This is a genomic window from Martinezella sp. CNPSo 3732 (assembly GCF_057784515.1).
Genome location: NZ_JBXSOO010000019.1, coordinates 56,582 through 69,684, shown reverse-complemented (window position 1 = coordinate 69,684; position 13,103 = coordinate 56,582). Strand labels below are relative to the sequence as shown.

The window sequence follows — 13,103 nt, the reverse complement described above, 5'->3', positions numbered from 1 at the left end:
GTGCCGGGCAACCCTCCTTTCAGGCCAGGGCTTCGAGCTTGCCGCCAAGCGGCACGTTGGGCGCCAGCCCGTTTTCGACGACGACGAGATCGTAGCCGCCGCCGGATTTCAGCCGCCATTGGCCGCCGACCAGTGGCGTCTTGGCGACATTCTTCTGCGCGAAGGGCGGCAGCTTCTCGTTGCCCCAGGAGATCGGCCCGACGAGCGTGTCGAGCTTGGTTTCTCCGATCGCCTTGGCGACGGCCTCGGCATCATCAGCATCCTCGGTCCGCGTCATGACATCGACGGCAAGCTCGAACAGTGCATGGGCAAAGCCGATGGGCTGGGTCCATGGGCGGCCGGTTGTCTTGGTGAAAGCGGCCGCCACGGCGGCCGCGGTCTCGCCCGTCAGCGACGATTTGAACGGATGCGTCGGCGTCCACCAGACCTCGGTCGAGAGATTGTGGCCGGCATTTCCCAGTGCTTCGACGGTCTGCGGGAAGAGGAGCGCCTTGCCGATCGAGGCGACCTTCGGCTTTAGGCCTTGCTGCTTGGCCTGGTTCCAGAATGTGGTCAGATCGGGCGGGATCATCACCCCGGTCAAAATATCGGTCTCCGCTTGCTTGAAAGCATTGATCTGAGCCGAAAAATCATCCGTGAGGTTCTGGTAGCGGCCGGTATCCGTCAGTCCGTAGCCGAGCTTTTCCAGAACCGGCGGGAAACCGACGACCTTGTCGCCCCAGGCATTGCCGTCACCATCGTTCGGGAACAGACCGCCAACCTTCTTATTGGTCTCGATCTGACTCCACATGCCGGTGTAAACGGCGATGATATCCTCAAGGCCCCAGAAGAAATGGTAGGCATAGTTGAAGGGCTTCCACGAGGCGGGATCGCCCGGATTGCCTTGTTGACCGATGAACCAGGGCTGCCACGGCGCGACCGTGGAAATGCAAGGCATTTCCTCGCCCTCGCAGGTCGTCGAGACCGGATTGGTCGTTTCCGGCGTCGAGGATACGAGCATCAGGTTGATCTGGCTGTCGACGATCAGCTCCTTTGCGACCTCGGCAGCGCGGTTCGGGTTCGACTGGCTGTCCTTGACCACGACCTCGTAGTTCAGACCCTTTGCCTTCGTCGTCGCCAGAAAGGCATTGATGACGAACTTGTCAGCTTCGCCGAAAGCGGCGAGCGGCCCCGTCTGGGGGCTGACATAGCCGAGCTTGATTGCCGCATTCTTGGCAATCGCCGGCATGGGCAGGCTCGAGCTTGCAATCAGCGCGCCGCCGACTGCCGTCGTCTTCAGAAAATCGCGTCTCGTGAACATGTTTCCTTCCCTCATTGCCTCTCCTCCCAAAGAGTGCGCCAACAGGCGCCTATGTCTCAGCCCGTAGGCCGCCGGCCCTCCCAGGCGTTCTGCAGAAGCTGGCGGATCGCACCCCGATCGATCGGTCGCGGATTCCAGTACGGATTCTCGACAGCGATCGCAGCCGCGCGATCGAGATCGGCTTCCGTCAGCCCGAATTCCTTGAGCGACAATGGCGATCCGATCGCCTTGGCGAAATCCCAGAGCCCACCACCGATGGAGCCGCTGAAAATAGCGGCCGCTTCTACCAGCTCCGATGCCGCGGCTGCGGCATTGAAGGCGGCCGTATGCGGCAGCATCACCGCATGGGTTTCGGCATGCGGCGTATCGAAGGAGCCGCCGAGCGTGTGACAAATCTTGTGATGCAACGCCATGCCGACCGTGCCGAGCACCGAGCCGCAGAGCCAGGCGCCGTAAAGCGCATCGCTGCGCGCCTCTGCGTTCTTGGGATCGTTGACGATAACAGGCAGGCTTCGGGCAAAGGCCCTCAGGCCTTCCAATGCCATCAGGCTCGAAATCGGATTGCGGTCTTGCGCATAAAGCCCCTCGACGGCATGGGCCATGGCGTTGAGCCCACTCGTCACGCTCGTGGCGACCGGCAGTCCGAGTGTCAACGCCGGATCGTAAATCACGATCTCCGGCAATATCCTGGCATCGCGTACCGTCGTCTTGCGGCCACCTTCGGTCTGCCCGAGGATCGGCGTCACCTCCGACCCGGCATAGGTCGTAGGAATGACGATCTGGAGAAGATCGGTGCGATAGGCAATCGCCTTGCCGAGCCCGGTTGTCGATCCGCCGCCGAGCGAGGCGACGCAGTCCGCTCCGGTTTCCGCCACCAGCCGCATCGCCGCCTCGGTCACCTCGACAGGCGTGTGCATTGTCGCGCCTGAGAAGACGCCGCAGGCAAGCGGCCCGATCTCTTTGGCCAGCGCCTCCGCATCAGCCTTCTGATGCGGCGTCGAGAGCACCAGGGCCCGCTTGCAGCCGGCTTTTGCCACCCATTCCGCCACCCGGCTCCGGCTGCCGGCACCGAAGACGATCTGGGCGGGGCTGCCCGCATAGGAAAAATCCTGGGTCATCCTGCCCTCCCCGGCTTTGTTCGCACCATGACGAAGGTGAGGCTCACCGCCTTCGCGCGCTGTCCATCGATCTCGGCCGGCTCGAAGCAGACAATGAGCTCAGGCCGCACCCCGAAAAGGGCATCCTCGCCAAGATGTGGGTCGTTCGCATCGTAGATGTGGGTCGTGATCGTCTCGAAGCCCTCGGCACGAACGACGAAATGCAGGTTCGCCGGGCGGCGCAGCGGATAGCCGGCCTCGGCGAGCAGCCGCCCAACCGGGCCGTCATCCGGCACGCCGTAGCCCGACGGCATGACGGAGCGATAATGGAAGCGTCCATCGGTATCCGTGCGAAACAAGCCGCGCAGATTATGTTCCGGCTGCAAATCCGGCTGCTGGTTCTCATAGAAGCCCTCAGCATTAGCCTGCCAGGTTACGACCTCGGCGCCTGCGATCGGCAGGCCGTCGAGATCCTGCACCCGCACGGACACCGCCAGCGGCTCGCCGATACCGTCGAGCGAGATCGAAGAACCCGATATCCTTTCTGGCGCATCATTGCGGAAAAACGGTCCGCGAACGGTATTCGGCGTCGCCGCTTTCGGCCGCCGCGAATTGATTTCCTCGACCAGCGCCGACGCGCCGATGAGATCCGACAGAAGCACCCATTCCTGTCGCCGCTCGTCCGAGGCATGGCCCACGTCTGTCAGGAAGGCAATGACCTTGCGCCACTCATCCTGGGTCGGGCGAAACTGCTTGATGAGATCATGAACATGGATGACGGCGGCAGCGATCAGCCGTGACAGATTGCCGTCACTGCCGGCGGAGAAGCGTTCGGAGAAAACCTCCGCCGACGTCGCCTCACTGAATGTGAGCGCCTTTGCACGCTCCGCCATGCTCATCCTCCACGATCCGCCGTATATCCGACATTGATACTAGCAGTCTGATTTGCATGGATTGATGATTTTGTTGCAAGACAATATAACTGATCGTTATGAAATTCGACGAACGTCACCTGATCCAGCTTGCAGCGGTCGTGAAGACCGGCGGCGTCACGGAAGGGGCAGCGCTGCTTGGCCTGGCGCAGCCCGCCGTTTCGCGCACCTTGTCCATGCTGGAGAAGCGCGTGGGCGAGCCGCTCTTCATCAAGGGTCGTCGGCCATTGCAGCCGACGTCGCTTGGTCTTTCGCTCGCCGAGCACGGTCTCGTCATGCTCGCAGCCTCGCGCAAGGCTTCCGATCTCGTCGAAAGCTTTCGCATCGGCAAGAGCGGCGTCGTACGAATCGGCGGCACGCCCTTCTTTATGGATGCACTGATTGCCCGACTGTGCGCGGAATTTCAGACAAGCCATCCCGACGTGCGGATCGATCAAAGCTACGGTTATTTCCCGGATCTGCGCGCAGCGCTGAAGGCAGATCAGATCGACCTTGCCATCTGCCCGATCGACATACTCGACGAAGGTTCCGGGCTCGAATTCCAGCAGATTCTCCCGGGCCGTAATGTCGTGGCCTGTCGGGTAACCCATCCGCTGCTTTTGAAACGGCGGCCGCAGCCGAGTCATCTGCTCGACTATCCATGGATTGCGCCGCCGCCGGGAAGTCCGTTGCTGGCGGACTTACGCGCCCTGCTGCTCTCCTTCGGTGCCACCGAGATCAAAATCCGCTACACAGGCGGCTCGCTGATGAGTGTGATCAATTATCTGAAATCGGCGGATGCGCTGACCGTCATGCCGCACAGTGTCGTTTTCGCACAGCGCAAGGAAAAGACCATCACCGCGCTGCCCATCACCATTCCCCATCCGGAACGCGCGCTGGCGATCCTCAAGCGCATCGACGCCCCGCGCGCCCCTGCCGTCGATCAGTTTGCAGAATTCGTCCGCGCAGGCTTCCAGGATCTGCGTCATCTGATCAAACGCCACGAGGAATCGGTGATCTGGGGACTGTGACGACGGCAGCCAGCAGGCCGAAGGCAAAGCTGCCTTGGAATTGCGAATAGGTCTTCAGGCCCACTCTTCCGTCAATCCTCCGTCGGCGGTCACCACCGACTTTTCGGAGAGCGGCTCCAGAACCGACAACGCATTGGTGAAAGCATCATCTAGGATGAGCAGCTTGCGGGCATGCGCGTGCGCATATTCTTCATAAAAGCCGCGCGAGATCCACAGCTGGGAGCGGCCACGCCGGCCGCTCCAGCCCACGCCTCCGATCGATTCCGCCGCGGCGAGCTTGCGGCTGGTGTGGGCTCGCGACAGACCGAATGATTGAGCCAGATAGGAAATCGAGCTCACATCCGTCAGGAGCTTGCCTTGCCCCGCAAGCATCTCAGGGTCTATTCCGGCGACCAGCCGGTCCATCAGCAGTCCGCCGGCATCCGCCCAGGTGAAGATCGTATAGAGCGGACCAGGGCTGCGGATTGCGGGACTCGTCAGAAGTGCGTGCGCCGCAATCGGCTGCACCAATGCCAGCAAGTTTTCCGGTTCGGCGTGGAATCTGGCCGTCCTGCCGCCGCCGCCGATGAGATCGAGAGCTTGAAAATGTACGCTATACCAGTGGGCCAGCATCTGCAGTGTGAATGGCGCCGGCGCTACCTGCTCCGATGGCAGTCCGTTGGGAGTAACGATCGGGCGAACGACGTCATATTGCAGGGCTTCGTCAAAGAAAGCATAGGCCGTGTTGCGGCTGGCAATCGCATATTGCAGAGCGAGATTTCCAAGACCGCGCCGGGTCAGTCCGGCTCCGGACTCGCGAATTGTTCGAAAATAATCTCCCAGTGCGGCGTGGCAAAGGAGCCAGCGTTGCTGTGTTGCGAAAAGTGCTGCGGTCCGCGGCGAAGCCTCGTGAACCGCAACGAAACTACGGGCCAATAGTGAGACGGCTTGGGAAAATACCACCGGCTCGAACAGACCGTCCGCCTCGCCGCCCGGCAATGCCCGGCTCGCACATATGCCGCCGGCCGGCCGATGCATCCGAAAATCAAGCACCTTTCCCATGGAAAGCTCTCTCAAGATTGCCGGCTGGCTGCCGTCCAGGCATTGCTATGCCGATCCGGGACAATCATGCTCGAGAAGAATGCACAATCCGAAGAAGCGTGGGTTGCAACAAAGAATATCCCTACAGTTCCTGCCGATATTGAGCACTTCCTCTCAGCTCATGAACAACCGCCGTAATTTTTCTCTATCTATTCAAACAATATTTGGAGCAGGCGGCGAGGTCCTGATAAGGCCCTGCCAAGGTTCTGATATTTTCTGATATTTTCTGATATTTATGATTTTGTTGTAAAAACTGGCACTTGGCCAATTCCGTTTGAACTTGCCACTCGACCAAGCAAGCGGCGTCATCCTTTTATCGATAGCTGCGTCGGCACGTTGACTGTTGAGCAAGCCTCTCTTTATATTGCATCATATTTTAGATGGTGCAGTTGAGGATCATTGGGAGCAGGTGCTTTATTTTGCTGGATTCGGTCTCGATCCAGATCGTGCCGAGCTTCGCGGGCCTGATGGCTCCGCGATCCGGCTGCGCCCAAAGACTTTTGAACTGCTGAGGTTCCTCGTCGCGAACAACGGACGCGTTGTCGGCAAACAGGAACTGATGGAAGCTGTCTGGCCCCGGATCTATGTCGGGGAAGACAGCCTGTTTCAATGCATTCGCGAAATCCGCACGGCGCTCGGTGATACTGAGCGGCATATGATCAAGCTTGTGTCTGGTCGTGGCTATTTATTCACCGCTGAAGTAACTGCAAGGCAGGAGAGTTTGGCACCGCAGCCTGCAGGGCGGGATATGCCGGTCTCCGATGCAAGTGTCATGGCAAATGGCGCTGGGACACGGGGTCGACGCGGATCACGCAGGGTTTTGGCTTTCGGTACGTTGTCAGTGCTTTGCACGATTGCCATCATCATTGGCGTCACTGAATCTTCCTCTCGCCTCGGCGATGCCTTGGGATCGGGTCGATCGGTCATCGAGGTTCTGCCTGTTGTCGATACTGTCGGCGATGCGCAGAGCGCCGTTTTGGCGCAGGGCATCGCCGCAGAGATGATCAACGGCCTCGCCGCGATCGACAATATCCGCCTGATAGCGCCGAAGGAGCAGAGCCCGACGGCAGCCGCCAGACCCACCTCCGGACTTGGCGGCGAAGCCGATTTTCTCTTGCAGAGTGAGCTGCAAAGAAGCCCGCAATCCTGGATCCTTCAAACACGGCTCATCAAAGTGAGCAGCCGTGAGATCGAATCGGTCGCCGAGGTGACGCTGGACGCCACCGAACCCGGCGCGCAGCGCCTTGCCTCGCGGCTCGCTGCGGGAGCGGGCTACGACGTTGCCAGCCGTCTCAACAAACTCGAAGAAGCAGGTAGCCCTGCAGCCCTAGCCGGTGCCGCCAATGTCGCCATCCAACAGGCAACCGCGTCAATCAATCAGACGACAAAGGAACGCTTCGCGACGGCACGATCGATTCTTGAAAAATATCTGAGCGGTCAGCCTGAGAATGTCGATCTGCAGATCGCGCTTGCCACGCTGCATCTGCGCGGCATTCAGCTCAGCTGGTATGATCCGACCGAGAGCAGGACAGCAGAGAACGAGGCAAGATCCCTGATCGAGCACGCGCTGCGAACAAGACCGAACTCTCTGCCGGTGCTCGACATCTATTGCCGTTTTCTGACCGCAACGAACCAGTTTTCCGAAAGCCTTGTGGCTTGCGCAAGAGTGTTGAGCCTCAATCCGTGGGATGGCGCGGCGCTGTTCCAGCTAGGCCTGACACAGATCCAGCTCGGACGTTTCGAAGACGCGCTTGCGACATTCGAGCTGGCGGACCGCTTCGATACGCCGGCGGTGTCTCGCTGGACATGGCTGCTGGGCGCGGGATGGGCTGACATCCTTCTCAATCACAATGAAGATGCCATCGGATGGCTGCAACGCTCCATCGCAATCACCTCCGGGACGGGCCGGGCGCATATGCTTTTGGCGACCGCCTATCAACGATTGGGCCGAACGGACGAAGCCAGACAAGCTCTGGCGAAGGGGCTGGAATTGAGGCCAGGCTCGACAGCCGCGAATATCGCCCTGCCCGCTCGCAATACCAGCCCGATCTACCTCGCCGCGCGCCAGGACATCAGCCGAACGCTGATAGAGCTCGGGCTGCCGGCCGGCGACGAAGCGCAAAAATCGGACGACCGGAACTGACAGGAATGTATGGCCGAACACCTGTCGCCGAGTGCTGAAATATTCAACGCCTACCCTAGGCAATGTCACTTAGACCCCAAGCATCATTAAAGTATCGGAAAATCTTTTTCGAATATCGGAGCCGGCGCCATAGGCGCCGAGCTTGTCGCAAAGCCGCTTGGCTTAACGGCGCGAACCGAAGGGACGAAGCGTCATGTGGCGATTGACGTCCTTGTAGAGCAGGTAGCGGAACGGACCTGGACCGCCGGCATAGCACGCCTGCGGGCAGAAGGCGCGCAACCACATGAAGTCGCCGGCCTCGACTTCGACCCAATCCTGGTTCAAGCGATAGACCGCCTTGCCTTCCAGCACATAGAGACCGTGCTCCATGACATGGGTTTCCGCGAAGGGAATGACAGCACCGGGTTGAAGAGTGACGATCGTCACGTGCATGTCGTGCCGCAGATCGGACGGATCGACGAAGCGGGTCGTTGCCCAGCCGCCTCCCGTGCCCGGCATGGCGGACGGCGCAATATCCTTCTCGTTCAAAATGAGCGCCTCCGGATGAGCCAGCCCCTCGACAGCCTCATATGCCTTGCGTACCCAATGGAAGCGGGCATGAGCTCCGGAGCGGTTGTGCAGCGACCATTTCAGGCCCGGCGGCAGGAAAGCATAGCCGCCCGGCTGGAGAACATGCTTGCCGGAGGGCAAGGTGAGTTCGATCTCGCCGTCGACAACGAACAACACGCCTTCGGCCTCGGCATCCTGCTCCGGACGATCACTGCCACCGCCGGGCGCCACTTCCATGACATATTGTGAAAAGGTCTCGGCAAACCCCGAGAGCGGCCTTGCGATCACCCAGCAGCGCGTGTCGTTCCAGAAGGGCAGATAGCTCGTGACGATGTCCTGCATCACTCCCTTGGGGATGACCGCATAGGCCTCCGTGAATACGGCGCGCCCCGTCAGCAAGTCGCTCTGCGGCGGATGGCCGCCAAGAGAGGAGTAGTATTTTCTTTCCATTGTCCAAGCCCTTCATTCTCATCGTTTCGGGAGGCTGAGGCATATGCCTCCCCGTGGTATTGCATAGTGCCGGAAGTCGGAACACCTCGTTACGTCGCCCCCACCGCCTCCAGTAATTTCACGATCTCGGCATGACCGCGACTGCGGGCATGCTGCAGCGGTGTCACGCCATCATTGTCGGCCAGATCGACGTTTGCGCCGGCGTCTATCAACAGCTTGACGATTTGAACATGACGCGAACCACCATCGCCGAGAATGACGGCCTCGATCAGGGCCGTCCACCCCAACCGGTTGACGTGATCGACATCGACACCCGCCTCGATCAACGTGTCGACGGTTTCGACGTGACCGCGTTCGGAGGCGGGAATAAGCGCCGTGCCGCCATAGCGGTTGATGCTCTTGAGATCCGCCCCATGGGCAAGCGTCAGCTTGAGAATATCCAGATGGCCGCGAGCGCCGGCATAGAGATAAGGGCTGTCCTCGATATTGTCCTTGGCGTTGACGTCGGCACCCGCCTCGATCAGCGCTCGCGCGGCCTCCACCCTGTTGCCGTGTGTCGCGACCAGCAGCGGCGCCGCTATCGAGCAATTGTTGAATGGCCGCGATGTCGTTCGTCGCGGCGGCCTTGTGCAGTCGAAGGTCCATTGTATCGCCGAAGGCAAGAAAAGAGGTGCAGACAGCCGCCAGGAAAAACAAAGCCGATAACAGAAGTTTCAATATGCCCTATCCCGTTGGTGTCTCTCCCGGACCCTATCAGGGAACCCGGCTTCGGAAAATCGAATATCCAAGCCCCAACCACTTGTGAAAATGAAAACAGTTTCAGGATTTTGCGCGGCAATAGCTGGCACATGCCGTTTCAGCTCGGCACTTACGGCTTCTGCCGCCAGCCCATGTCTGCGACTGCGACAGTCGGCGGGATGGAACCGATCTGCAGGCGGACGCAAAAACCGCAACCGGTGTCTGGGAACGAAACTCGCCCGCCGTGGAGCTCGGCCGCCTTTTTTACCAGGTTCAATCCCAGACCGGCACCGGACGAGCTGGCGTTGATGCGGCGGAACGGCTCGAAGACGCGATCGCGCTCCGCCAGCGGTATGCCGGGACCTTCGTCGCAGACATCGATCGCGCCATCGGCGCTGACGCGGACGATGATCGAGCCCTTTCCGCCGGCGTGATCGATCGCATTCCGGATCAGGTTGACGACAGCCATTTCGATCGTCGAGGTCTGGATCACGAAGAGTGCCTCTTCGGAGCTCGGCTCGAAGTCGAAATCATAGCCCGCATCCATCGCAATCGGGGCGAGATCTGCGGCGATGTTTTCGACCAGCATATTCAGATCCTTCTTCTCCGCGCGCAATTCGACCGCGCCGATCGCCTGCATCTCCAGGAGTTGATGGGCGACGCGGGACAGCCGGTCGATATCATCGCGCACCTGCTGGCTGACTTCGGCCTCGGGGAGAAGGTCCGCTCGCGTCCGTGCAATCGCGATCGGCGTCCGCAGCTCATGGGCGGCATCGGCAAGAAAGCGATTGTGCCTGTTATACCCTTCATCCAGCTTTGAGAGGGCATGGTTGAACGCATCGACCAGAGGGATGATCTCGGTCGGCACCTTCGAGCGCTCGAGGCGGGCCGAACGGCTGTCGAAGTCGATCGCCTGCGCCTGCGTTGCCGTCTCCACAAGCCCGCTCAGCGACCGGCCGACGGCACGCGGCGTGACGAGAAGCGTCGCCATGCCGGTCACCGCCAGTATGGGAAAGACGCCGATGAAGATCAGGAATGCCAGAGCCGGCAAGACGTTGAGCCAATGGATTTCGCCATGGGGACCTTTGGCAACGTCGACCCGCATATTGATCCACACGTTCAAGCCGTCATTGTCAAAGCCGCGCTCGGTGGCCGCGACAATCTGCAGCTTGCCGACCGAGGTCTCCCGGTTCTCCACGGTAGCATGTGCTCCATTGCCAGCCTCCACCCTTGCCCGATCTATCGTCCACGGGAAGTTCTCATCGAGCGCGGCCGCCGGTATCTCTCCATATTGAAAGAGTATTCCCTTGCTGTCCCGGATCATGAACCAGAGTTCGGGATAGCGCCGCTTCAGCTCTGCTACCTCCTGCGTCTCCGCCACCTGCAGTTGGCCGTCATCATCCCTTGTTATCTGCTGGGCGACTACTCGGACAGCCTCTTCATTGGCATCTTCCAGCTCCGGATTGATGATCCAGAGCCAGGCGACGAGAAGGACGAAGAAAAGAACAAGAAGAAAGGCCTGCAGGACGATCAGGCGTTTTATCAGTCCCCAGCGTAGCGATCGGCTGCGTTCCGCGTTCATGCCTTCGCCCGGATCAGATAGCCGATGTTGCGTACCGCTCTTATCTCGATCGTGGCCTCGGCCAGAAGCAGCTTCTTTCGAATGCGTGAAATATGCGCATCCAAGGCATTCGAGCCGATCTCGTCTTCAAGGGCGTAAACGGCCTCGACCAGGCTCGGCCGCGTGACAATGCGGTTCGGGCGGCGCATCAGCGTCTCCAGCACCAGATATTCGCGCCGCGGAAAGTCGATAAGCGCGCTGCCGACGAAGATCTCATTGGTTCTCGGATCGACGCTGAGATTGCCGAAAGTCAGATATCTGTCGGAAACTGCCGGCCCTCGTCTCTGGAGAGCTCTCAAGCGCGCCAGCAATTCCTCGATCGCGAAAGGCTTGGCAAGATAGTCGTCGGCGCCGCTATCGAGTCCGTCGACGCGATGATCGACGCTGCCGAGCGCTGTCAGCACGAGGATCGGGACGGGATGCTTGCGCTGACGCAGTGCTGCCACCAGATCCAATCCTTCACCGTCAGGCAGGCGGCGATCCAGCACGAGGACGTCGTAGATTCCAACGCGGGCCATGGCATCGGCATCTGCAATCGTGCGAACATGGTCGGCGAGCACATCGCGGCGCCGCAACGCTTCAAGCAGTGCGCGGGCCATTTCGGGCTCATCCTCAAGTAGCAAAATTCGCAATGACTTTTCCCCAAGGACGGCGATTGCCATCCCTCGCCCCACTGACAGCCAAAGATTGCGGCTACATTACACACAGATTGCGCAAGTGGCATCAGGGCGGTGCCAATGGGTCGCAACCAATAAGAGATGGCTTGGGTCGAAGCCGAAAACTTAATTCGAACAGACAATTGGAGCATTATCGCTGCAGCATGCGCACCAGCATTCGCCTGATATGATCCTGACCGCCAAAGAAAATCGCCGCAACGACGATCGTTTTGTGTTCCTCGATCGGCAGAAACCAGACGGCCGCCTTGTCGCGCCGCAGGAGGCGGATGCCAGGATAGATATCCGGCCGCAATGTTCCAATATATGGGGTCTTGACCAACCGATCGATTTCCAGACGGAGTTCGCGAATACGGCTGGCCGCGCGCTCCAGAGCTTCCTCAGATGCGTCTCCAAGATCGAGATAGGCCGCAAACAGATGATCGAAGGTCAGTTCGAAATCGAGATCGGCATCCCTTGAATATTCAAGGCTCCACACGAAGAGCTCGCCGTTTGCGCTCTATCATGCTCTCGATCCGCTCTTCCATGTCCTGAGCCGGGATCTTCGGTCCGTCGACGCGGCGCTGAATGAGCCTGCGCAGCCCTTCCGTCTCGGCCGCTTCCGCTTCCGTTTTTTGCCGCAGCAGTTCCAGGCCCTGCTGGAGAACCGAACTCAGGCTGGAATAGCGGCCCGTCTCGACAAGCGAGCGGGCAAATGCGTCCTGTTGATCGGTCAACGATATCGACGACTTCACGCTCACGGGACAATCTCCTTCAGACGTCCAAGGTGCTACTCAGTCGCATACATGTCAAGACTTCGCGGCGAGACGATTGAAGGCGGCTAGGGATTATTGCCGTCGCTTTGCCACATCGTTGACCCCATCCAGATCCGGTGCCTGTCCATAGCTCATGTTTTTCATCTGCTGGATGACGCGTGCCATCTCTTCGTCATCGAGAATGGGCGGCTCGCCGAGTGTGAGCGCCTGCACATAAAGGCGCGAGAGGGTTTCGACCTCGATGGCAAGCGCAAGCGCAGCAGCCGGAGTCTTGCCGAGCGAGATCTGCCCGTGCTGACCGAGCAGGCAGGCAAGCCTGTCCTGCAGCGCTTCGATCGCCGCATCGGAAAGAGCCTGCGTGCCGAAGGTGGCGTAACGCGCACAGCGGATCGTCGTACCGCCGGCGACACCCGTCATGTAGTGAAAGCTCGGAATCGTCTTGTGATGCACGGCAAGCGTGGTCGCATAGACCGAGTGGCAATGGAGCACGCAGTCGATATCCCCACGGGATGCCAGAATATCGCGATGGAACCGCCACTCGGACGATGGTCGGCGCTCGCCCTCGTAGCTGCCATCGAAATACATCTGCACCAGGTCCTTTGGCTGCATCATGTCGTAAGGCAGAGAGGTTGGCGTAACCAGAAATCCCTTGGGATTCCGCACCGACACGTTGCCGGCCGTTCCCTGGTTGATGCCGGATGCGTTCATCCGGCGGCAGATCGCCACCATGTCTTCGCGCAGGGCATTGTCGTCA

At 60.0% G+C, this 13,103-nt stretch carries 13 protein-coding genes and 1 pseudogene; 3 read left to right on the top strand and 11 right to left on the bottom strand.

Going from position 1 to position 13,103, the window contains the following annotated elements; genetic code table 11:
• Positions 1–19: 19 nt before the first annotated feature.
• From AC13RM_RS24975 to AC13RM_RS24965, 3 genes are read right to left on the bottom strand one after another with little or no spacing between them, the layout of a single operon-like run.
• A complete protein-coding gene (locus tag AC13RM_RS24975) occupies positions 20–1,300 on the bottom strand; it encodes an ABC transporter substrate-binding protein (RefSeq protein WP_374818480.1) in 1,281 nt (426 codons plus the stop codon).
• A gap of 56 nt (positions 1,301–1,356) precedes the next feature.
• Complete coding sequence (locus tag AC13RM_RS24970) at positions 1,357–2,418, bottom strand: maleylacetate reductase (RefSeq protein WP_374818482.1); 1,062 nt, start codon at positions 2,416–2,418, stop codon at positions 1,357–1,359.
• Positions 2,415–3,290 (bottom strand): dioxygenase family protein, encoded by an 876-nt coding sequence (locus AC13RM_RS24965; protein ID WP_374818485.1) that lies wholly within the window; start codon positions 3,288–3,290, stop codon positions 2,415–2,417. The genes AC13RM_RS24970 and AC13RM_RS24965 overlap by 4 nt, the downstream gene beginning before the upstream one ends.
• Before the next feature lie 98 nt (positions 3,291–3,388).
• Between AC13RM_RS24965 and AC13RM_RS24960 the strand changes: the two genes are divergently transcribed.
• Positions 3,389–4,339, top strand: coding sequence for a LysR family transcriptional regulator (locus tag AC13RM_RS24960; protein WP_374818488.1), 951 nt, complete (start codon positions 3,389–3,391; stop codon positions 4,337–4,339).
• Positions 4,340–4,393: 54 nt separating this feature from the next.
• Here the strand turns inward: AC13RM_RS24960 and AC13RM_RS24955 are convergent, their stop codons facing one another.
• Entirely contained in the window at positions 4,394–5,380 is a 987-nt protein-coding gene (locus AC13RM_RS24955) for a hypothetical protein (protein ID WP_440479196.1), read from the bottom strand.
• A 448-nt stretch (positions 5,381–5,828) separates the two neighbouring features.
• Between AC13RM_RS24955 and AC13RM_RS24950 the strand changes: the two are divergent.
• Both AC13RM_RS24950 and AC13RM_RS24945 read left to right on the top strand, forming a co-directional pair.
• Positions 5,829–6,050: pseudogene (locus AC13RM_RS24950) on the top strand (winged helix-turn-helix domain-containing protein); the annotation flags it as partial.
• Positions 6,051–6,260: 210 nt separating this feature from the next.
• Positions 6,261–7,562 (top strand): tetratricopeptide repeat protein, encoded by a 1,302-nt coding sequence (locus AC13RM_RS24945; protein ID WP_488555819.1) that lies wholly within the window; start codon positions 6,261–6,263, stop codon positions 7,560–7,562.
• 162 nt (positions 7,563–7,724) lie between these two features.
• Here AC13RM_RS24945 and AC13RM_RS24940 read toward each other — a convergent pair whose 3' ends face one another.
• The 7 genes from AC13RM_RS24940 to AC13RM_RS24910 form a co-directional block, all read right to left on the bottom strand.
• Positions 7,725–8,561: a bifunctional allantoicase/(S)-ureidoglycine aminohydrolase gene (locus tag AC13RM_RS24940; protein WP_440479195.1), complete on the bottom strand. Its 837-nt coding sequence runs from the start codon at positions 8,559–8,561 to the stop codon at positions 7,725–7,727.
• An 89-nt stretch (positions 8,562–8,650) separates the two neighbouring features.
• Entirely contained in the window at positions 8,651–9,223 is a 573-nt protein-coding gene (locus AC13RM_RS24935) for an ankyrin repeat domain-containing protein (protein WP_488555785.1), read from the bottom strand.
• 206 nt (positions 9,224–9,429) lie between these two features.
• Positions 9,430–10,881, bottom strand: coding sequence for a sensor histidine kinase (locus AC13RM_RS24930; RefSeq protein WP_488555784.1), 1,452 nt, complete (start codon positions 10,879–10,881; stop codon positions 9,430–9,432).
• Positions 10,878–11,552 (bottom strand): response regulator transcription factor, encoded by a 675-nt coding sequence (locus AC13RM_RS24925; protein WP_488555783.1) that lies wholly within the window; start codon positions 11,550–11,552, stop codon positions 10,878–10,880. The genes AC13RM_RS24930 and AC13RM_RS24925 overlap by 4 nt, the downstream gene beginning before the upstream one ends.
• A 175-nt stretch (positions 11,553–11,727) precedes the next feature.
• On the bottom strand, positions 11,728–12,072 hold the full coding sequence (locus AC13RM_RS24920) for a type II toxin-antitoxin system RelE/ParE family toxin (RefSeq protein ID WP_488555782.1): 345 nt from the start codon (positions 12,070–12,072) through the stop codon (positions 11,728–11,730).
• A complete protein-coding gene (locus AC13RM_RS24915) occupies positions 12,059–12,334 on the bottom strand; it encodes a ribbon-helix-helix domain-containing protein (protein ID WP_095437326.1) in 276 nt (91 codons plus the stop codon). Before AC13RM_RS24915 ends, AC13RM_RS24920 begins: the two co-directional genes overlap by 14 nt.
• 87 nt (positions 12,335–12,421) lie before the next feature.
• A complete protein-coding gene (locus AC13RM_RS24910; RefSeq protein ID WP_092708661.1) occupies positions 12,422–13,078 on the bottom strand; it encodes a class II aldolase/adducin family protein in 657 nt (218 codons plus the stop codon).
• Positions 13,079–13,103 lie beyond the last annotated feature (25 nt).